14 protein-coding genes and 1 pseudogene are annotated in these 19,703 nt (G+C 65.4%); 9 read left to right on the top strand and 6 right to left on the bottom strand.

Translation table 11 applies throughout. The annotated features are described in order from the left end of the window. Positions 1 to 187: 187 nt before the first annotated feature. Positions 188 to 988, top strand: a complete 801-nt coding sequence (locus AC4QBL_RS18085; protein ID WP_472907526.1) for a biotin--[acetyl-CoA-carboxylase] ligase — start codon at positions 188 to 190, stop codon at positions 986 to 988. Beyond that, the gene (locus AC4QBL_RS18080) at positions 982 to 1,830 is read left to right on the top strand and encodes an SPOR domain-containing protein (protein WP_472907527.1); all 849 of its coding nucleotides are present in this window, start codon (positions 982 to 984) and stop codon (positions 1,828 to 1,830) included. The genes AC4QBL_RS18085 and AC4QBL_RS18080 overlap by 7 nt, the downstream gene beginning before the upstream one ends. 26 nt (positions 1,831 to 1,856) lie before the next feature. Here the strand turns inward: AC4QBL_RS18080 and AC4QBL_RS18075 are convergent, their stop codons facing one another. The 3 genes from AC4QBL_RS18075 to tkt all read right to left on the bottom strand — a co-directional run bounded on the left by AC4QBL_RS18075 (position 1,857) and on the right by tkt (position 7,018). After that, the gene (locus tag AC4QBL_RS18075; protein ID WP_472907528.1) at positions 1,857 to 3,800 is read right to left on the bottom strand and encodes a S8 family peptidase; all 1,944 of its coding nucleotides are present in this window, start codon (positions 3,798 to 3,800) and stop codon (positions 1,857 to 1,859) included. Positions 3,801 to 3,989: 189 nt separating this feature from the next. Next, on the bottom strand, positions 3,990 to 4,988 hold the full coding sequence (gap, locus tag AC4QBL_RS18070) for a type I glyceraldehyde-3-phosphate dehydrogenase (RefSeq protein ID WP_472907529.1): 999 nt from the start codon (positions 4,986 to 4,988) through the stop codon (positions 3,990 to 3,992). A 41-nt stretch (positions 4,989 to 5,029) separates the two neighbouring features. Beyond that, positions 5,030 to 7,018 (bottom strand): transketolase, encoded by a 1,989-nt coding sequence (gene tkt / locus AC4QBL_RS18065; RefSeq protein ID WP_492131670.1) that lies wholly within the window; start codon positions 7,016 to 7,018, stop codon positions 5,030 to 5,032. 299 nt (positions 7,019 to 7,317) lie between these two features. Here tkt and AC4QBL_RS18060 point away from each other — a divergent pair, with 299 nt between their 5' ends. From AC4QBL_RS18060 to AC4QBL_RS18030, 7 genes and pseudogenes are all read left to right on the top strand, one after another. Continuing rightward, positions 7,318 to 8,058, top strand: coding sequence for a nucleotidyltransferase family protein (locus tag AC4QBL_RS18060; RefSeq protein WP_472907531.1), 741 nt, complete (start codon positions 7,318 to 7,320; stop codon positions 8,056 to 8,058). Positions 8,059 to 8,130: 72 nt separating this feature from the next. Next, positions 8,131 to 9,537: an aminopeptidase P N-terminal domain-containing protein gene (locus tag AC4QBL_RS18055; RefSeq protein ID WP_472907532.1), complete on the top strand. Its 1,407-nt coding sequence runs from the start codon at positions 8,131 to 8,133 to the stop codon at positions 9,535 to 9,537. A 4-nt stretch (positions 9,538 to 9,541) separates the two neighbouring features. Further along, the gene (locus AC4QBL_RS18050) at positions 9,542 to 10,117 is read left to right on the top strand and encodes an MOSC domain-containing protein (RefSeq protein WP_472907533.1); all 576 of its coding nucleotides are present in this window, start codon (positions 9,542 to 9,544) and stop codon (positions 10,115 to 10,117) included. A 40-nt stretch (positions 10,118 to 10,157) separates the two neighbouring features. Then, positions 10,158 to 11,117 (top strand): 1-phosphofructokinase family hexose kinase, encoded by a 960-nt coding sequence (locus AC4QBL_RS18045; RefSeq protein WP_472907534.1) that lies wholly within the window; start codon positions 10,158 to 10,160, stop codon positions 11,115 to 11,117. Between the two features lie 170 nt (positions 11,118 to 11,287). Then, a complete protein-coding gene (locus AC4QBL_RS18040; RefSeq protein ID WP_472901971.1) occupies positions 11,288 to 13,588 on the top strand; it encodes an NADP-dependent malic enzyme in 2,301 nt (766 codons plus the stop codon). Between the two features lie 220 nt (positions 13,589 to 13,808). Beyond that, positions 13,809 to 14,243, top strand: a complete 435-nt coding sequence (locus AC4QBL_RS18035) for a guanyl-specific ribonuclease (RefSeq protein WP_472907535.1) — start codon at positions 13,809 to 13,811, stop codon at positions 14,241 to 14,243. Positions 14,244 to 14,295: 52 nt separating this feature from the next. Beyond that, positions 14,296 to 14,691: pseudogene (locus tag AC4QBL_RS18030) on the top strand (barstar family protein); the annotation flags it as partial. A 270-nt stretch (positions 14,692 to 14,961) separates the two neighbouring features. Here the strand turns inward: AC4QBL_RS18030 and rsmA are convergent. Genes rsmA through AC4QBL_RS18015 form a run of 3 tightly spaced genes read right to left on the bottom strand, consistent with a single transcriptional unit; the run spans position 14,962 to position 19,625 of the window. Further along, a complete protein-coding gene (gene rsmA, locus AC4QBL_RS18025) occupies positions 14,962 to 15,756 on the bottom strand; it encodes a 16S rRNA (adenine(1518)-N(6)/adenine(1519)-N(6))-dimethyltransferase RsmA (protein WP_472907536.1) in 795 nt (264 codons plus the stop codon). A 34-nt stretch (positions 15,757 to 15,790) separates the two neighbouring features. Further along, positions 15,791 to 17,176 (bottom strand): peptidylprolyl isomerase, encoded by a 1,386-nt coding sequence (locus AC4QBL_RS18020; protein ID WP_472907537.1) that lies wholly within the window; start codon positions 17,174 to 17,176, stop codon positions 15,791 to 15,793. Then, positions 17,169 to 19,625, bottom strand: coding sequence for an LPS-assembly protein LptD (locus AC4QBL_RS18015; RefSeq protein WP_472907538.1), 2,457 nt, complete (start codon positions 19,623 to 19,625; stop codon positions 17,169 to 17,171). The genes AC4QBL_RS18020 and AC4QBL_RS18015 overlap by 8 nt, the downstream gene beginning before the upstream one ends. Positions 19,626 to 19,703 lie beyond the last annotated feature (78 nt).

The raw sequence follows: 19,703 nt of genomic DNA, 5'->3' as shown, positions 1-19,703 counted from the left end.
CGCAGCATGGGACAGAGCCCATGCTTCTTCGGGCTGTCCGAGCCTGCGCAGGCAGGCTCGGAGCTGCGGCCCTCAGCCCCCCGAAAGGGGGGACGCAGCTGGTGGCCCGGCAAAGCCGCTTCCACGGCTGCCTCGGAGAAAGTCGTCGCTCCGGTCAGGCGTGCACACATGCAACCACTTTGCGCGCATGTCTGATCTCTTGCCCCACGTAGAGGCCGTCTGGCAGGCGGTCGTGCCCGACCTGCCGGGTTTCACCGTCGAGGTGCTGCCCAGCATCGATTCCACCAACACCGAACTCATGCGCCGCGCACGCGCGGGCCTCATGGAGCCGGTGCTGCTGGCCGCCGACGAACAAACCGCTGGGCGCGGGCGCTTGGGCAAGGGCTGGCACAGCCGGGCCGGGCAGTCGCTCACGTTTTCGCTGGCCCTGCCCATGGCACCGGCCGACTGGTCGGGCCTGTCGCTGGCGGTGGGCGTGAGCCTGGCAAACAGCCTGCACCCCGATGTGCGCCTGAAATGGCCCAACGATCTTTGGCTGCACCAGCGCAAGCTGGGCGGCATTTTGGTGGAAACAGCGGGCACCGGCGACCCGGCGGTGCGCCAACGGCTGGTGGTGGTGGGTGTGGGCATCAACATTGCCCGCCCAGACGCCTCCGCAGTGGCCGTGCAGGCCCCGTCTGACACCCAAGTGGCCGCCATGGCGCCTGCCGGCCTAGCAGAGGTGCTGGTGGGCGTAACGGCGGGCGAGGTGCTGGCTCAGGTGGCCCCAGCGCTGGTGCGTGACCTGCTGGCGTTTGAATCCCAAGGCTTCGCCGCGTTTTCGCAGCGCTTTGCCCAGCTCGACGCGCTGCAAGGCCTGGCGGTGCAGCTGACCGATGGCACCCGGGGCACCGCATGCGGCGTGGACGCGACCGGCGCCTTGCAGGTGCTGACCCCCGAAGGCATGCGTGCCATCAGCAGCGCTGAAGTGAGCGTGCGGCCATGTTGAGGTGGGTGATCTGGCTGCTGGTGCTGGCCAATGCGGGCTATTTCGCCTGGACGCAGGGCTACTTGTCCCCGCTGGGCCTGATGCCCCAGGAAGAACGCGAGCCCGAGCGGTTGCAGGCCCAGATCCAACCCGACACCTTGCGGCTGCTGAACGCGCCGCGCAGTGCCAGCACACCAACCGACGCTGGCCTCAACAGCAGCCAGACACCCGCCACCGCACCCGCTGATTCGGAAACGCCGCCGACCCCAACGCCAAGCCTGGCCCAAGAGACCGCGCCGGCTGCAGAGCCAGCACCGCCCGAACCACCTGCGCCACCGCCACCCAGCCCGGTGGTCTCCGCTCCACCGCCTGCCCCCCCAGCAGCCCCCGCGCCAGTGGCCGCTGGCGCCAGCGCCTGCTGGCTAGCGGGTGCTTTCACCGCACCGCAGGCCGACACGCTGCGCGCCGCACTGACGCTGCTGGACTTGCCACGGGGCAGCTGGCAGCTGAACGAAAGCCGCAGCGGCGGCCGCTGGATCGTCTACATGGGACGCTACGACAACGCCGAGCAACTGGAACGCAAAAAAGCCGAGCTGCGCGAACTGAAAGTGGATTTCCGCCAGGTGTCAGCGCCGGGCCTGGGCCCTGGACTGGCGCTGGGCACGTATTCAAGTGAAGCCGCCGCCCAGCAAGCGCTTCAAGATGCCGTGCGCGCAGGCGTTCGCACGGCCCGGGTGGCCCAGGAGAGGGCCGAGTCCACCAGCTTCAGCCTGCGCCTGCCCGATGCCACACCGGCCCAGCGTAACGCGGTGGCGGGTCTCGGTGCTGCGCTGGCGGGTAAGCCCTTGCGCCCCTGCAACTGAAACGCGGCGTGCGCCGCCAGACGGCGTCAGACCGCAGCGCGGCGGCCCACCGCCCCAGCTGTGGCCAGTACCCAGGCCCACAACACCAGACCCCATAACCAGCTGGTGGATCCCCCGCCGCCCGAAGCCACCGGCACCGCCGCAACCACCTGCAAACGGTCGGTGCCGGTGCGGCCCAGACTGTCGATCACGGTCAACTGAAACACGTAGGTGGCAGGGCCAGAGGCCAGCGCCACGCTGGCGAGCGCTGTGTTGGCCGACCCAATTGGCACGGATGGGCCCTCCAGCTGCTGCCAGGCGAAGCTGACGATGGTGGCGCCGGGAAGGGGTACGCTCTGGCGCCCGTCCAGCGCCAGGGTTGTACCGGGGCGCACGTCGGCTATGGGTGCAATCACCACCGCAGGACCCAGCGCGAGCCGCACGGCAACATCTGCGTCCAGCAGCCCGGGGCCGCAAGTGTCGGGGGTGCAGTTGCAAACAGATTGCGTCACACGCAAGCTGCTGCAAAGCGGGTAGATCGGCACCCGCGCAATGGACGACCAGGGGCGCGCACCGGCGCGCATGCGGTCCACCAGCTGGGCGGGCGACAACGCAGGATTGAGTGAGAGCATCAGGGAGGCCACACCTGCAGCCAGCGGCGCTGAAAAGCTGGTGCCCTGCAAATACCCGTAGGCGTTTTCTGCAGGTACCGCCGTGGTGAGCCCTGAGTTGATGGTGGAGTAGAGTTCAATCCGCTCATTCACCGAGCCACCCGGCGCCATCAGACCCAGTTTGGGGCCGTAGCTCGAATAGTCGGTCTTCAACCCATCTTGCCGTGCAGCCCCCACGGACAGCACCCGCTGACAATCGGCCGGGCGCAACAACTGGCTGCTGAGATTGCCGCCTGCCACCACCACCAACGTGCCGAGAGCGGTCACATCGTCAATGGCGGACTGGTAGAGCGCATTGCTGGCACAAGGTACGTCGCCGCCAAAGCTCAGGTTGATCACACGGGCCGGGTTGGGGTTGGCCGGCACGCCGGCCACCGGCAAGCCCGCAGCCCAGCGCATGCCATCCAGCACATCGCTCAGAAAAGCGCCGCATTGGCCCGACACGCGCACCGGCAACACTTTGTTGGCCCAGTTGATGCCCGCAACACCCAGGCTGTTGTTGGATGCAGCCGCCAGCTGACCGGCAATGAATGTGCCGTGCCAGGAACTGTCTGAGACGGCGCACAACCCAGCATCCACCAGCTGCTGCACTGGGGCAGGGTTGCCGGTGCGCGTGACCCAGTCGCCGGGGTCGGTGGGGTCGGCATCGCGGCCACTGCCATCGCCGGCAAACTCCACCTCGCTCACAAAGTCATAACCGGGCCAGGTGCGGCCCGCCAAATCCGGATGCGGCAAGATGCCAGTGTCCAGCACCGCCACCGTGACGGCTGCGCTGCCCGTGGTGAGCGCCCAGGCCGGCGGCATATTGATGGCTGAGACACGCACGGCATCGGGTGTCTGGAGATGCCATTGCTTCGTGAAGTCGCTATCGTTCGGCGTGGTTTCCAGCCGTTTGAGCAACACATTGGGCTCCACCCAGGCCACGTCGGGATGCAGGCGGACTCTGCGCACGGCATCTTGCAGCGCCTGGCCACGCAGCGGCCGCTCAAAACGCAGCAGCTGGGCGTTGCCAGCTTCACCGGCAGCGAGCATCGGCAAACCGGCTTCGCGGGCCAGGCGGGCGGTGCGCTCTCGCCCCTGGCTTGCCTTGTGCTCCCAAGCTTGCTGGCCGGGTGCAAACCCGCCGCGCCGCGAAGCCTGTGGCGCTTCAGGGGGGGACGCATCTTCTTCAGAGGCACGAAACCCGATGATCAAGCCAAACGCCACCGGATCTGCCGTTGGGGCCGACAGCATGGATTGAGCAAACAAAGGCGCAGCCACAGCCAAGCCTGCAGCCAGCACAACGGGGGCGATCAGCGTTCGCCAATGAAATAGGTGCATGGGGCTTTTGTAGCACGAAGGCGTTGTTTGCTGCAGGGTTCCAACAGGTCTCACCGCACCAGGTGACGACCAAGCGCCGGGTTTGACCGATCAGCGGTGCCTACCTGTAGACCCGGTTGACCGCACACGAATCCGCCAAGCAACAAAAAAGCGCCCGCAGGCGCTTTTTCGAACCAGGCAAACGGATGCTTACTGGGCCACCACGCGCACCATTTCCAGGCACTTGTTGGAGTAACCCCATTCGTTGTCGTACCAGGCCACCACCTTCACAAAGGTGCTGTCCAGCGCGATGCCGGCATCAGCGTCGAACACGCTGGTGCAGGTCTCGCCACGGAAGTCGGTAGCCACCACTTTGTCGGTGGTGTAGGCCAGCACGCCCTTCAGGGCGCCTTCGCTTTGCGCTTTCATTTCGGCGCAAATTTCAGCGTAGGTGGCTTCGGTGTTCAGCTCCACAGTCAAGTCGATCACCGACACGTCGGACGTGGGCACGCGGAAAGACATGCCGGTGAGCTTTTTGTTCAGCTCGGGAATGACCACGCCCACGGCCTTGGCGGCACCGGTGCTGCTGGGGATGATGTTTTCCAAAATGCCGCGGCCACCGCGCCAGTCTTTGTTGCTCGGGCCGTCCACGGTCTTTTGCGTGGCGGTGGCTGCGTGCACGGTGGTCATCAGGCCGCGCTTGATGACCCACTTGTCGTTCAGCACCTTGGCCACGGGGGCCAGGCAGTTGGTGGTGCATGAAGCGTTGGAGATGATGGCCTGGCCGGCGTAGGTCTTGTCGTTCACGCCAAACACGAACATGGGGGTGTCGTCTTTGGAGGGCGCAGACAGGATGACTTTTTTGGCGCCGGCGTCCAGGTGTTTCTGGGCGGTGACTTTGTCCAGGAACAGGCCGGTGGACTCGATCACGATGTCGGCACCGACTTCGTTCCACTTCAGGTTGGCGGGGTCGCGCTCTTGCGTCAGGCGGATGGTCTTGCCGTTGACGACGATGTTGCCGCCTTCCACCTTGACGGTGCCTTTGAAGCGGCCGTGCACGCTGTCGTATTGCAGCATGTAGGCCAGGTAGTCGGGCTCCAGCAGGTCGTTGATGGCGACGACTTCGATGTCCGAAAAGTTCTGGATCGCGCTGCGCAGCACGTTGCGCCCGATGCGGCCGAAACCGTTGATACCGATCTTGATGGTCATATCCTGTACTCCTGAGGTGTCAAAAAGTTAAAGAAAGCGGGTCACTTCGCCAACACGGTGCGAACCGTATCGGCCACGTTTTCAGGCGTGAAACCAAAGTGCTGGAACAGCACCGGCGCCGGGGCCGACTCGCCATAGGTGTCGAGGCCCACCACAGCGGCCACGCCGTATTTCCACCAGCCATCGGTCGAGCCCATTTCAACCGCGATGCGGGGGAGGCCCTTGGGCAACACAACGGCCTTGTAGGCGGTGTCCTGGCGGTCAAAGGTGGTGGTGCTGGGCATGGACACCACGCGCACGGCAATTTTGTGTTCTTTGGCCAGCAGCTCTTGCGCTTTCAGGGCCAGTTGCACTTCAGAGCCGGTGGCGATGATGACCGCCTGGGCTTTCTTTTTCAGGCCCACTTCACTGGGCTCGGCCAACACATAGGCGCCACGGCTGATGTCGCCCAGCTCGTGCTTGGGCGCGTAGGGCAGGTTCTGGCGGCTCAGCAGCAGCGCGGTGGGCTTGTTGCTGTTTTGCAGGGCCACGGCCCAGGCGACGGCGGTCTCGGCCGTGTCGCCCGGACGCCAGACGTCCAGGTTGGGGATCAGGCGCAGGCTGGCGGCGTGTTCGACCGACTGGTGGGTCGGACCGTCTTCACCCAGGCCGATGGAATCGTGCGTGAACACGTGGATCACGCGCTGCTTCATCAGCGCGGCCATGCGGATGGCGTTGCGGCTGTAGTCGCTGAACGTGAGGAAGGTGCCACCGTAAGGGATGAAACCACCGTGCAGGGCCACGCCGTTCATGATGGCGGCCATGCCGAATTCGCGCACGCCGTAGTTGATGTGGCGACCACCCTGGCCAGCCTCGTTCTTCACCACGTTGCCCGCCAGGTCAAAGCGCAGGTTGGGGGTGGACTTGGTGTTGGTCAGGTTGGAACCGGTCAGATCGGCCGAACCACCCAGCAGCTCGGGCAGCGCGGCGGTGAAAGTTTCCAGCGCGATCTGGCTGGCCTTGCGGCTGGCCACGGTCTCACCCTTGGTGTGGGCCGCGAGCACGGCGTCGACAGCCACTTGGTGAAACTGCTTGGGCAAGTCGCCTTTCATGCGGCGCACAAACTCTTTGGCCAGCTCGGGGAAGGCGGCCTTGTAAGCGGCGAACTGGGTGTTCCAGGCAGCCTCAAAGGCCTTGCCAGCGGCCTTGGCGTCCCAGGCAGCGGCCACGTCTTTCGGGATCACGAACGGGGCGTGCGGCCAGCCCAGCGCTTCGCGGGTGAGCTTGATCTCTTCGGCACCGAGCGGCTCGCCGTGGGCCTTGGCGGTGTTGGCCCGGTTCGGGCTGCCCTTGCCGATGGCGGTCTTGCAGCAGATCAGCGTGGGCTTGTCGGCGCTGTTTTTGGCGGCGGCAATGGCGGCGTCCACAGCGTCGGCGTCGTGGCCGTCCACCGCGCGGATCACGTTCCAGCCGCAGGCTTCGAAACGCTTGGGCGTGTCGTCAATAAACCAGGGCGCGACCTGTCCATCGATCGAGATGCCGTTGTCGTCGTACAGGGCGACCAGTTTGCTGAGCTTCCAGGCGCCGGCCAGGGCCACGGCCTCGTGGCTGATGCCTTCCATCAGGCAGCCGTCGCCCAGGAACACGTAGGTGTGGTGGTCAACGACCGTGTGGCCTTCGCGGTTGAACTCACTGGCCAGCAGCTTCTCGGCCAGCGCCATGCCGACCGCGTTGGTGATGCCCTGGCCCAGCGGGCCGGTGGTGGTTTCCACGCCGGGCGTGTGGCCAACTTCGGGGTGGCCAGCGGTCTTGCTGCCCAGCTGGCGGAAGTTTTTCAGCTCCTGCATGGGCAGCTTGTAGCCGGTCAGGTGCAGCAGCGCGTAGATCAGCATCGAGCCATGGCCGTTGGACAGCACGAAGCGGTCGCGGTTGGCCCACTGCGGGTTCGTCGGGTTGTGGCGCAGGTGGCGGCCCCACAGCGCGACGGCCATGTCGGCCATGCCCATGGGTGCGCCGGGGTGGCCCGAGTTGGCGGCCTGCACCGCGTCCATGGCAAGCGCGCGGATGGCGTTGGCCTGGGTCTGGGCCGACACGCTGGGCGCGGCTGCAGCCACGGGGGCGGCAATCGGGGCTTCAACAGGGGCGGTGCTGGAAGGGGTGCTGGCGGCGTCGGACATGGGGAGGACCAATGGGTGGTGGGGATGGCGGCGCAAATGCGCCAAACCGCTGATTTTATCGGGCCGTTGAGCCCCCTCACCCAAACGGCGGCCGGGCATGCCTGCAAAGCGCAGCCCTCGCACATAATTCAACCGCTCCAGCTCGTCTGGATCACCCCACCGCTGGACACCCTATGTTGCGCACCTCACCCCCCTCCGTTCCTGCCATGCTGCTGGCCGCCGGGCGCGGCATGCGCATGCGCCCGCTGACCGACCACACGCCCAAACCCTTGCTGCCGGTGCGGGGCAAACCGCTGATGCAGTGGCCCATGGAAGCGCTGCTGAGGGGCGGTTTTTCTCGCGTGGTGGTGAACACCGAATGGCTGGGTGAACAGATTGCGCAGCGGTATGCCGACTGGCCGCAGCAACAGCCGGGCGCCGAGATTGCGTTTTCACACGAAGGCCAGGACTTTGGCTACGCGCTGGAAACCGCAGGCGGCATTTCGCGCGCGCTGCCCTTACTAGGCGATGTGTTCTGGGTGCTGGCCGGTGACGTGTTTGCGCCCGACTTCGCCTTCACCGAAGGCAGCGTGGCCCGCTTCGCCGCCAGCGAGCAGCTGGCCCACATCTGGCTGGTGCCCAACCCGCCACACAACCCGCGCGGTGACTTTGGCCTCATCGCTGACGGCCTCGCCCTGAACGAGGCCGAAGAGAAATTCACCTACAGCACCATCGGTCTGTACCGGCGCGCGCTGTTTGAAGCCCCGTGGTGCGACACCATTCCGGGCAACCCACAGGGCACCGCCGAGCCGCTGGCGCCCCTGCTGCGCAAGGCCATGGACGCCGGGCGGGTGAGCGCCGAGCTCTACACCGGCGCCTGGACCGACGTGGGCACACCCGAGCGGCTTGCCGAGCTGAACGCGCCGGCGCGCTGACCCGGGCCGGACCACGGCACCCGACCCAGAGGCACGTCCCAGGCAGGGCAAGGGCGATCCAAAAGCCGCACAATGTCGGCCATGGACACCACCACCCACTTCCATCTGTACGCCGAACGCCGCGCCCGCGTGGCCGCCCAACTGGGTGCCGGCGGCATTGCCATCGTGCCCACCGCGCCCGAGCGCTCGCGCAACCGCGACAGCGAGTTCCTGTTCCGCCACGACAGCTACTTCTATTACCTGACCGGTTTCACCGAGCCCAACGCCTGGCTGGTGATCACCGCCGACGGCGAAACCACGCTGTTTTGTCAGCCCAAAGACCTGGAACGCGAAATCTGGGACGGCATCCGCATGGGCCCCGAAGCAGCGCCCAGCCACCTGGGCGTGAGCCAGGCGTTTTCGGTCACCGAACTGGACCAGCGCCTGCCCCGGCTGCTGGAAAACCGCCACACCGTCTGGTACCCGTTTGCCACCCACAAGGGGCTGGAAGGCCGGGTCGACGGCTGGCTACAGAGCGTGCGCTCCCGCGTGCGCTACGGCGCGCTGTGCCCGGACGTGCAGCGCGACCTGTGCGGCGTGCTCGACGAAATGCGGCTGATCAAGGACGCGCACGAGCAGGGCATCATGAAGCGCGCCGCGCAGATCAGCGCACGCGCTCACGTGCGCGCCATGCAGCGCAGTGCCGCCATGCTGCGTGCCGGTCAAGACGTGCGCGAATACCACCTGGACGCCGAGTTGCTGTTTGAGTTCCGCCAGCACGGCTCGCAATACCCGGCCTACAGCAGCATCGTGGCCGCTGGCGCCAACGCCTGTGTCTTGCACTACCGGGCCGACAACGCACCCATCCGCGACGGCGAATTGGTGCTGATCGACGCCGGCTGCGAACTCGACGGCTACGCCTCCGACATCACCCGCACATTCCCGGCCAACGGCCGCTTCACCGGGCCGCAGCGCGCGCTGTACGACCTGGTGCTGGCCAGCCAGGACGCAGCCGTTGCGGCTACCAAACCGGGCAACCGCTTTGTGGACCCCCACGAAGCCACGGTGAAGGTGCTCACCCAGGGCATGCTCGACCTGGGCCTGCTCGACAAAAACCAGGTCGGCACGCTGGAAGACGCCATAGAACACCGCCACTATTTCGCCCACTACATGCACCGCACCGGCCACTGGCTGGGCATGGACGTGCACGACTGCGGCAGCTACGTGGAGCCCTCCGAGCTGGGAACGGTGAGCGAGCGCAAAGACCCGTTGAGCGGTGAAACCATCAAAGACCGGCCCAGCCGCATCTTGCGCCCCGGCATGGCGCTCACCATCGAGCCCGGCCTTTACGTGCGCCCCAGCGACCGCATTCCACGCGAATTCTGGAACATCGGCATCCGCATTGAAGACGATGCCATCGTGACCGAAACCGGCTGCGAACTCATCAGCCGCGACGTGCCGGTGAAAGCCGATGAGATCGAAGCACTGATGCGCGGCTGAAGCGGTGCGCGTTCTCAGCGTCAACACCGGCAGCGCGCGGCCCCTGCGCATCGGCAGCCGCAACTATTTGTCGGCCATTGGCAAAACCGCTGTGCCGGGCTGTGTGAGCGTGGGCCGGCTCGGGCTGCAAGGCGATGAGCAGGCCGACCCCAGCGTACACGGCGGGCTGGACAAGGCGGTGTACGCCTACCCCACCGAACACCTGGCGTTTTGGCAGGCGCAGCGGTTTGAACAGGGCGCCAGCCTCTTCAACGAAGCACTGCCGCCCGGCTTCATGGGCGAAAACCTCAGCCTTGCCGGGCTGCTGGAACGCGAGGTGTGGATCGGCGACACCCTGCATTTCCCCGACTGCGTGTTGCGCGTGACGGCACCGCGCGAACCCTGCTTCAAGTTCAACGCCGTCATGGGGCTGCCCCACGCGGGGCGGCTGATGATGGAACACGCCTGCCCCGGCTTTTACCTGGCGGTGGTGCAACCCGGCCATGTGGAAGCTGGCCAGCCGTTCACGCTGGCGCCCGGCGTGCGCGGCCTGAGCGTGCTGGACGCCTTTGCGGCCAAGCGCCTCAAACACCTGCGCTGAATCCGCCCGCCCGCGCGGTGTTTTGCGGTAGAAACACCGCATGTCTGCCCCAACCTCCCCACCCCTGCGCGTCCTCTGCCTCACCATGAACCCGTCGGTTGACCTGTCAACCGAGACCGAGCGCGTGGTACCCACCCACAAACTGCGCTGCACCGACACGCTGCACGACGCCGGCGGTGGCGGCATCAACGTGGCGCGCGTGCTCGCCCGCATGGGTGGGCAGTGCACCGCGCTGTGCCCCACCGGTGGCTCGTCGGGCCAGTGGCTGCAGGCCCGCATGGCGCAAGAAGGCATGCACGGCGTGTTCCTGCCGATTGCGGGTGAAACCCGGGTCAGCTTCACCGTGCACGAACACGCCACCGGCGCCGAATACCGCTTTGTGATGCCTGGCCCCATGCTGAGCGACGCCGAATGGCAAGCCTGCCTAAGCCACCTGGAAGCCATGCCCGACTTTCACGACCTGCTGGTGGCCAGCGGCAGCCTGCCCCCCGGCGTGCCCACAGACTTTTTCGCCCGGCTGGCGCGCCTGTGCCGTGAGCGCGGCGCACGCCTGGTGCTCGACACCGCCGGCCCCGCGCTGGCCGCCGCGCTGGCCGAAGGCGTGTACCTCGTCAAACCCAACCTGCGCGAACTGACCGAGCTGTGCGGGCAACCGCTGGACACGCCAGCGCAGTGGCACGCTGCCGCGCGTGCCCTGGTGGCGCGTGGCCAGGCCGAGGTGGTGGCGCTCACGCTGGGGCACCTGGGTGCGCTGCTGGTCACGCGCGACGGCGCCTGGAATGCCCCCCCACTGCCCATCCAGGTGGCCAGCGCTGTGGGCGCGGGCGACAGCTTTGTGGGTGGCATGGTCTGGGCGTTGCAACACCACCGCCCCTTGACCGATGCCTTTGCCTGGGGTGTGGCAGCCGGCTCAGCGGCGCTGCTCAGCGTCAGCACGGGTTTGTGCTGCAAAGAAGATGCGCAACAGCTGTTTGCCCAGGTGCAGACAACCCCCTTGTGAACGGCCCTGAATCCCGCACCGTTTCCACCGGACGGGCGATTCCCACCGAAAATGTCACGGCCGCATCAACCGCTACGCGCTTCTACGGACTGGGGTTTTTCCCCCTGAAGATTTAGAATGCGCAACACGCTTTCACATTGCAATAAATTGATTCGTCAGGAGACAAGCCCATGACCCCGGAAAACAAAGAGAACAAGCGCGCCGAACTCAAGCGGGCTGCGCTCGAATACCACGAGTTCCCGACCCCCGGCAAACTGGCGATTGCGGCAACCAAGCAGTTGACCAACCAGCGCGACCTGGCACTGGCCTACTCGCCCGGTGTGGCCGCGCCCTGCGAAGAAATCGTGGCCGACCCCAACAACGCCTTCAAGTACACCAGCCGCGGCAACCTGGTGGCCGTCATCACCAACGGCACCGCCGTGCTGGGCCTGGGTGACATCGGTCCGCTGGCGGCCAAGCCGGTGATGGAAGGCAAGGCGGTGTTGTTCAAGAAGTTTTCGGGCATCGATGTGTTCGACATCGAGATCAACGAAAAAGACCCGGACAAACTGGTCGACATCATCGCCAGCCTGGAGCCCACCTTCGGCGGCATCAACCTGGAAGACATCAAGGCGCCCGACTGTTTTTATGTGGAGCGCAAGCTGCGTGAGCGCATGAAGATCCCGGTCTTCCACGACGACCAGCACGGCACCGCCATCGTGGTGGGCGCGGCCATCTTCAACGGCCTGAAAGTGGCCGGCAAAGACCCCAAGACCATCAAGCTCGTCACCTCCGGCGCGGGTGCGGCGGCGCTCGCCTGTCTGGGCTTGCTGGTCAAGCTGGGCATCCCGCGTGAAAACATCTGGGTCACCGACCTGGCCGGCGTGGTCTATGAGGGCCGCACCGAGCTGATGGACGAGGACAAGATCCAGTTCGCCCAAAAAACCGACCAGCGCACGCTGAGCGAAGCGATTGAAGGCGCGGACGTGTTCCTGGGCCTGTCGGCCGGCGGCGTGCTCAAGAAAGACATGGTGGCCAAAATGGCCGCCCGCCCGCTGATCTTTGCGCTGGCCAACCCGAACCCCGAAATCCAGCCGGAAGACGTGAAGGCCGTGCGCGACGACGCGATCATCGCCACCGGTCGCTCCGACTTCCCGAATCAGGTCAACAACGTCCTGTGCTTCCCCTACATCTTCCGCGGCGCACTGGACGCAGGCGCGTCCACCATCACCGACGAGATGGAGATTGCAGCGGTGCACGCCATTGCCGAGCTGGCCCAAGCCGAGCAAAGCGAAGTGGTGGCTGCCGCCTACGCCGGTGAAAAACTGGCCTTTGGCCCCGAGTACCTCATCCCCAAGCCGTTTGACCCGCGCTTGATGATGAAGATTGCCCCCGCCGTGGCCCAGGCTGCGGCCGACAGCGGCGTGGCCCTGCGCCCCGTGACGGACATGGCGGCCTACCGCGAAAAGCTGCAGAGCTTCGTGTTTGCCTCGGGCACCATCATGAAGCCGATCTATGCGGCAGCCAAAACCGCGACCCGCAAGCGCGTGGCCTACGCCGAAGGCGAAGAAGAGCGCGTGCTGCGTGCCTGCCAGATCGTGGTGGACGAGGGTCTGGCCCGCCCCACGCTGATCGGGCGTCCGGCCGTCATCGCCGAGCGCATCGAAAAATTTGGTCTGCGCCTGAAAGAAGAGCTGGACTACGACGTGGTCAACGTCGAACAAGACCACCGCTACCGCGAACTGTGGCAAACCTACCACCAGATCATGGAACGCCGTGGTGTGACCGAGCAGCTGGCCAAGATCGAAATGCGCCGCCGACTGACGCTCATCAGCTCCATGCTGCTGCGCCGCGGCGACGTGGACGGCGTGATCTGCGGCACCTGGGGCAACACCCAGCTGCACCTGGACTACGTGGATCAGGTGATCGGCAAACGCGAAAACGCCAACTGCTACGCCGCCATGAACGCACTGATGCTGCCCGGGCGCCAGGTGTTCCTGGTGGACACCCACATCAACTACGACCCCACCGCCGAGCAGCTGGCCGAAATCACGCAGATGGCCGCGCGCAAGATGATGCGCTTTGGCATCACGCCCAAAGCCGCCCTGCTATCGCACTCCAACTTTGGGTCCAGCAACCAGCCCAGCGCGGTCAAAATGCGCCAGACGCTGGCCATTCTCCAAAAAGATGCACCCTGGCTGGAAGTGGACGGCGAAATGCACGGCGATGTGGCGCTGGACGCCGAAGCCCGGCTGGCCATGATGCCGCGCTCGGCCCTCAAGGGCGACGCCAACCTGCTGGTCTGCCCCAACATCGACGCCGCCAACATCGCCTACAACCTTCTCAAAACCGCGGCCGGCGGCAACATTGCCATTGGCCCGATGTTGCTCGGCGTGGCCAAGCCTGTGCACATTCTCACAGCCAGTGCCACGGTGCGCCGCATCGTGAACATGACGGCCCTGACCGTGGCCGAAGCCAACGTGGTCCGCTGATCGCTCGGGAAAAAGCAAGCGCTAACTTTTCAACACATTTTTCACCCGAACCCCTGCCTGTTTATTCAGCATCGGCTTGCATTTTTGTAACGCTTCAGGCACACTAGCACACTTGAATTTCAGGGTTAACCCGCCCATCCGACACGGGGTCAAAAGCCGCTTTTAGCGACTTTTGACCGGTGTAGGTGGCGGGTTGATTGCATCAGGAGCAGGGATTTTCATGGGTCTTAAACAGATCCGGACACACAGCTGGCGCGTCAAACGGGTTTTGGGACTCGTGGTGGCCGTGGCGCTGACGGGAACGCTGAGCACCTTATGGGTGCAAGCCCGGGCACCAGTGCCCACGTCACCGTCCGACACCCACACCGCTGTGCTGACATGGTCTGGTTTGCCTCCGCAAGGTCGGCAGGTGATGGAACAGATCCGCGAAGGTGGGCCATTCCGGTACGAAAAAGACGGCACCGTGTTTGGCAACCGCGAGCGTCTGCTGCCAAGCCAGAAGCGGGGTTTTTACCGTGAATACACCGTACCCACCCCGGGTCTGAGTCACCGGGGTGCCAGGCGAATAGTGTGCGGAGGGCTGAAGCCCCGGGTTCCTGATGCGTGTTATTACACCGAAGACCACTACAACAGCTTCCGGCTGATCGTGCAGTGAATCTTGGGTGGCGATTAGATTTTTAACTTTGACCTTTGAAAGAGACGCGGAGATGGACATGCCACTTCGTAACGTACGCCCCAATATCGTTCAGTCGATTCGCGCTTATGGCGTGAAAGACCTGCAGGCTTCGGCCGAGCAATTGGGCCATCACTTCCTGTATGCCAACCTGGCGAAAGCCCAAAGCAAACAGGACGTGCTGGAGTTGATCGCAGCTCAATACACCTTGCCCGCACACTTTGGCAAAAATTTCGATGCGCTCTACGACTGCATGACCGACATGGTCCACAAGTCGGGACCGCAGACGGGTTTCATTGTGGTGCTGGAGCACATTCCGGCCCACACCAAGTTCGACAAGGAAGCGCGCGAGCAACTGCTCGACATCTTCCGCGATGCAGCTGATTACTGGAGCGACCGCAAGATTCCATTCCGCTGCTTCTACTCGTTCTCGGTGGCCCGCACACCCAAGGGCGAAGAGCAGATCGAAGTGGAAAGCGAAGAACCGATGCCCACGGACAAGCTGCTCGACGTGAGCCCCATGGCGCTGCGCATGAGCAGCCCGTTCAACGCCGGGTACTGGCTGGCCGCAGCCTGATGCTGCCCCCCCGCGCCGCGCCTGCGGCGCGTCACCCCCCTACAGGGAGGCGACACTGGCGGCCTGGCGAAGCCAGATCCGCTGTGCCCTTGGTGAATTCGGCCGCTGCTTGCAGCGGCTTTTTCACGCTTGCGTGTTGGGAGCGGCCTGCTGCACGGCTTGGCACAGGGCCACGTATTCGTGCACCGGCACTTCTTCGGCGCGGCGTTGTACGTCAAACGTGCCTGTAAAACCGCGGGCTTCGAGCCACTTGCCCAGCGTGTTGCGCAAGATCTTGCGGCGCTGGCTGAAGGCCGTTTGCACCAGTTCGCCGTAGAGCCGGATGTCGATCGCGGGCGGCTCGGCCAGCGGCACCATGCGCACAATGGCGCTGTCGACGCGGGGCGGTGGATCAAAGCTCTCGGGCGGCACAAACAGCACGTTGTCCATGGCGTAGCGCCACTGCAGCATGACCGAGAGGCGGCTGTAATCGGACGAAGCCGGGCTGGCCACCATGCGGTCGATCACTTCCTTTTGCAGCATGAAGTGCTGGTCTTGCACCTCGGCCACATGGTCGAGCAGGTGAAACAGGATGGGTGTGGAAATGTTGTAGGGCAAGTTGCCCACCACACGCAGCTTGCGTCCGCCTTCGGGGTTCAGGCGGACAGACAGCGCGGTGAAGTCGACCTTGAGCACGTCCGACTCGATCACCTCCAGCTGCCCGTGGCTGCGCAGGCGGGCAGCGAGATCGCGGTCGAGCTCAATCACGGTGAGGTGACCCAGGCGCTCGACCAGGGGCTGCGTCATGGCGGCCAGACCGGGGCCAATCTCCACCATGGCATCGCCAGGCTGCGGACCGATGGCATCCACAATGGCGTCGATGATGGCGCGATCGGTCAGGAAGTGCTGGCCAAAGCGTTTGCGGGCAATGTGTTTCATGCGGAGCGACCTATGCGCCTGCCGGCAACGGGCATCACAGCTGGGGCGCTTCGCGGTATTCGACAAATGCCCGGCTGCGAACGTCCTGGGCCCAGCTTTGCAGCGCCTCACCCGCCTTTTGCTCGCGCACCAAGCCGCGCACCACTTCGCGCTGTTCGCGCTGGCTCAGGGTGTTGTCACGCCGCTCATCCACGCGGATCAGGTGCACGCCAAAGCGCGACACGAGCGGCTGCGAAATTTCTCCCGGGCGCAGGGCGTTCATGGCTTCTTCGAACTCGGGCACAAATTGCCCGGGGTTGGCCCAGCCCAGATCGCCGCCTTCTCGGGCCGAACCGTCCTGGCTGTGTTCGCGCGCCAGCGCTGGAAAGCTGGCCTGCCCCGAGACGACCTGTTCGCGGAACTGGCTGAGCCGCGCCACGGCAGCGTCCTGGCTGAGTTGCGGGGTGACGCGCAAAAGAACATGCCGCGCGCGGGTCTGGGTGACCACCACGTCGGGCAGACCGGCCTGGCTCTTTTCCAGCACTTTGAGCACATGGAACCCGGCCGGGCTGCGAAACGGTCCGGCAATACCGCCAGCGGCCACGGGTGCAACAGCTTCGACAAACAGGGCTGGCAAGCGGTCGGCGGGGCGCATGCCAAACACGCCCCCGTTGGTGCGTTCGGGCGCATCCGAGTACTCGCGGGCCAGGGCAGCAAAGTCAAACCCGCTGCGGGCGCGGTCGGCCACGGCCTGCGCGCGCACCTGCAGTTCACGCACGCGCTCTTCGCTGGCGCCTTCGGGCACCAGCACCAGCACATGCGCAAGGTTCAGTGTGAGCTGACTGGGGTCGACGTTGGTTTGCTTTTCACGGATGAAGTCGTCGATGTCGGACTCGGTGACACGCACGCGGGACTCGACCTCGCGTTCGCGCACCCGTTGCAGCAGGATCTGGTTGCGCAAGTCGTTGCGCAGGCGGTTGAGGTCCATGCCCTGGGCCGCGACGCGGCGGCGGAAGTCTTCCAGGCTCAGCTGGTTTTGCTCGGCAATGGATTGCTCGGCCTGCAGCAGCGTGGCCTCGTCCACGCGCAGCCCCATTTCAGCGGCCTGTTGCAGTTGTGCGCGCTCACTCACCAGCTGCTCCAGCACCTGGCGAGCCAACTCGTCGCGCGCTGGCATGGCGGCACCCTGCTGGGTCAGTTGCTGTTCCACGCGCAGCATGCGCTGGCGCACCTCGTTGTTGGTCACCGGCTCCGAGTTGACCAGCGCCACGATGAAGTCGGCGGTCTGTGGCCCGGTGGGCAACACGCTGCGCAGCGAGTTGAGCTGGGTTGAGGGACGCAAGGTCTGCGCCGTGGCCACACCACCCCACACCAAGGGCGCGCACAGCAGCAAAACGGCCAAACGGGACGGGCGGGCTGGAAACAGGAGGTCATCAGTCATATTGTTGGAACCGACTCGGCGGGTTGATTTCTTCTCGCAGGTACTGGTAGCGGGGCACGCTTTCCTTGAGCGTCTTCAACGGATTGGACCCGATGCGCGAGAAGCCTGAGAATTCAAGTTGAAACAGGATGCGTTGGTTCGCACTGGCGCTGCTGCGCTGCAAGCGCTCCAGCACCACGCGGCCAAGCCAGCAACCCGCATCGTACTCAAAGCCGGCCACCAGATCGACGACCTTGCGGTCGGGCACGCTGTAGTTGATGCGGCCCACGCTGTACCACTGCCCGGCACCCAGCGCCTGGCCGGGTACGCCGTTGCGCACCGGGGTGCTCCACAGGTCGTTCAGTGGCCATTGCCAGCCGATGTCGTACTGCTCGCTGCTGCCGCGCTGCAAGCGGTAGGCGGCGCTGAGCACACGGTATTTGCTGGGGGTGTAGCGCGCACTGAGGGTGGTGCGCACCGACTCGCGCTCTTTGGGGTTGAACTGCACATTGGCGTCCATGGACCAGCGCGGATCCCACTGGATGCGCCCGCCCACCAGCACGTCACTCAGACGCTCCAGCAGGGGATCACCACCCGGCAAGCCAGCGGCATTGGGGAGCACCACCGTCTGGTCGCGCAACAGATAGCGCTGTGCAATGCCCACGCGCACCACTTCAGCGCCAGTTTGGGGGTCCAACAGGCGCGAACTGACGCCCAAGGTGAAGGCACGCGTGTCCGAAATGCGGTCGTTGCCACCAAAAGCGTTCTCGGTGTAGATCGATGCGAAGTTGAAGTCGTTGGCGGCCGAATCGTAGTTGGGCAGCAGCGATTGGTCGCGGTAAGGCGTCCAGCTGAAAAAAGCCCGTGGCTCCAGGGTCTCGGTGAATGCGCGGCCGAAGTGGCTGGCCTGGCGCTCAAACACCAGCCCGCTGTCCACGCTGAAGGTGGGCACCACGCGCGAGGCGCTTTGGCTGCCGGCCATCAACCCATCGTCCAGCCGGTAGTGGGCGGCGTGCAACTGCAGACGCGGCTTCACGTAGCCGCCTGGCGCCTGCCAGTTGCGGCTGATCTCGCCCACGGCCAGGCTGCGGGTGCCGTTTTGCCGGTCCGGTGCCGCCACCACCGCGTCGGCCCGGAAGCGGGTCATCTCGGTGCGTACCGACCAGTCCCAGCCGCCGAGCCCGCCAATGCGGGCGTCGTTGCGCGCATAACGCACGGCCAAGGAAGGCAGGCGGTCGTAAGGCGGCGTGATGGGTGCCTCCACGTCTTGCAGGGTCTGCCACTGGTAAGCGCCCGCCTCCACCGACCAGGGGCCGCGCCCCCAGTTCAGCACCGCATCGCTGGCCAGCAGGCGCGAGGTGAGCGAGGTGCTGGAACGCGGGAAATCGCGCCAATAGTCGTCGTCGCTCACGCGGTTGAGGTTCAGGCGCAGGCCCACCGGGCTGTCCAGCCCCAGCAGGCGCACACCGGCCTGTTCTTGCAGGCGGTGGTTGTGCTGCACCGAATAGCCCCACCGGTTGCTGTCGCGCAAGCGGTCCGACGGCATGAAGGCCGCGCGCGCCTCGCCGTTGTAGCTCGGCTCCAGGTAACGAAACTCGCCGCCCAGGTCCACACCGCGCTTGCTCATGAAGGTGGGGTAGAGCGTGGCGTCGAAGTTGGGCGCCAGGTTCAGGTAATACGGTAGCGTCAGTTCCAGGCCGCTGATGTTGTCGATGTTGATGGTGGGCGGCAACACACCGGACTTGCGCTTGTCGGTGAGCGGAAAACTCAGCAGCGGCAGGCCCAGCAGCGGCACGCCTTTGAACTCCAGCACGCCCCCCGTGGCCAGTCCGGTTTCTTCGACGTTGTCGATATCAATCCGTGTGGCGCGCACCAGCCAGTCGGGCATCCATTTCTGGCCCGGCGTGCGCGGGCAGGTGGAATAGCGGGCATCGTGCGCCGCCATGCGGTCTTCGCCGAGAAAGTCGATGCGGCTGGCGTCGCCCTGACCGCCGTTTTTCAGCAGCGAAAACGCCGGTTGCACAAAGGTGCCGCGGCTGGTTTCCACGTTGATCTGCAGCTCGGGGCCCTCGTACCGGTTGCCGCTGCGGTTGATGAGCACGTTGCCTGCGGCACGGGCATCGTTGGTGGCCTGGTCAAATTCCAGCCGGTCGGCACGGATCACGGTGTCGTGGCGGCGCAGCTCGGCTCCGCCTTCAATGAGCACCAGCCCGTCGGTCTGGCCCGACAGGCGATCACCCGACACAAAGGTGGGCAACTGCCCTTGCACCGCTTTGGGCAGGTTTTCTTGCAGCAGCGGGCTGGGCTGCAGCTGAGCGCCCAGGGTCAAGGCTTCGTCGCCATCGCCCGACTGGGCCCACACCAGCCCGGGCGCGGCCAGGGCGCCCAGCGCCAGACAGGCGAGCAAGCCGCGCACGGCACACGCCACCGGCACCCGCACGAAGCGGGGTTCAAGGGGGTTCCCGGCCACAAGGGCAGGGACCGGCGGTGCGGGGCGGCGGTTCAAGGCGTAGGGCTCAGAGAGTGAGGAGGCGGACCCGCGGCAGCA

This window comes from Hydrogenophaga sp. L99 (assembly GCF_058731905.1).
The sequence above is the reverse complement of the archived record's forward strand: the minus strand, read 5'-3'. Positions and strand labels throughout refer to the sequence as shown.

Excerpts from the sequence above, each read along its gene's own strand:
- AC4QBL_RS18085 (WP_472907526.1), top strand. The coding sequence starts at position 188 with ATGTCTGATCTCTTGCCCCACGTAGAGGCCGTCTGGCAGGCGGTCGTG.
- AC4QBL_RS18080 (WP_472907527.1), top strand. The coding sequence starts at position 982 with ATGTTGAGGTGGGTGATCTGGCTGCTGGTGCTGGCCAATGCGGGCTAT.
- AC4QBL_RS18075 (WP_472907528.1), bottom strand. The coding sequence starts at position 3,800 with ATGCACCTATTTCATTGGCGAACGCTGATCGCCCCCGTTGTGCTGGCT.
- gap (WP_472907529.1), bottom strand. The coding sequence starts at position 4,988 with ATGACCATCAAGATCGGTATCAACGGTTTCGGCCGCATCGGGCGCAAC.
- tkt (WP_492131670.1), bottom strand. The coding sequence starts at position 7,018 with ATGGACGCGGTGCAGGCCGCCAACTCGGGCCACCCCGGCGCACCCATG.
- AC4QBL_RS18060 (WP_472907531.1), top strand. The coding sequence starts at position 7,318 with ATGTTGCGCACCTCACCCCCCTCCGTTCCTGCCATGCTGCTGGCCGCC.
- AC4QBL_RS18055 (WP_472907532.1), top strand. The coding sequence starts at position 8,131 with ATGTCGGCCATGGACACCACCACCCACTTCCATCTGTACGCCGAACGC.
- AC4QBL_RS18045 (WP_472907534.1), top strand. The coding sequence starts at position 10,158 with ATGTCTGCCCCAACCTCCCCACCCCTGCGCGTCCTCTGCCTCACCATG.
- AC4QBL_RS18040 (WP_472901971.1), top strand. The coding sequence starts at position 11,288 with ATGACCCCGGAAAACAAAGAGAACAAGCGCGCCGAACTCAAGCGGGCT.
- AC4QBL_RS18035 (WP_472907535.1), top strand. The coding sequence starts at position 13,809 with ATGGGTCTTAAACAGATCCGGACACACAGCTGGCGCGTCAAACGGGTT.
- rsmA (WP_472907536.1), bottom strand. The coding sequence starts at position 15,756 with ATGAAACACATTGCCCGCAAACGCTTTGGCCAGCACTTCCTGACCGAT.
- AC4QBL_RS18020 (WP_472907537.1), bottom strand. The coding sequence starts at position 17,176 with ATGACTGATGACCTCCTGTTTCCAGCCCGCCCGTCCCGTTTGGCCGTT.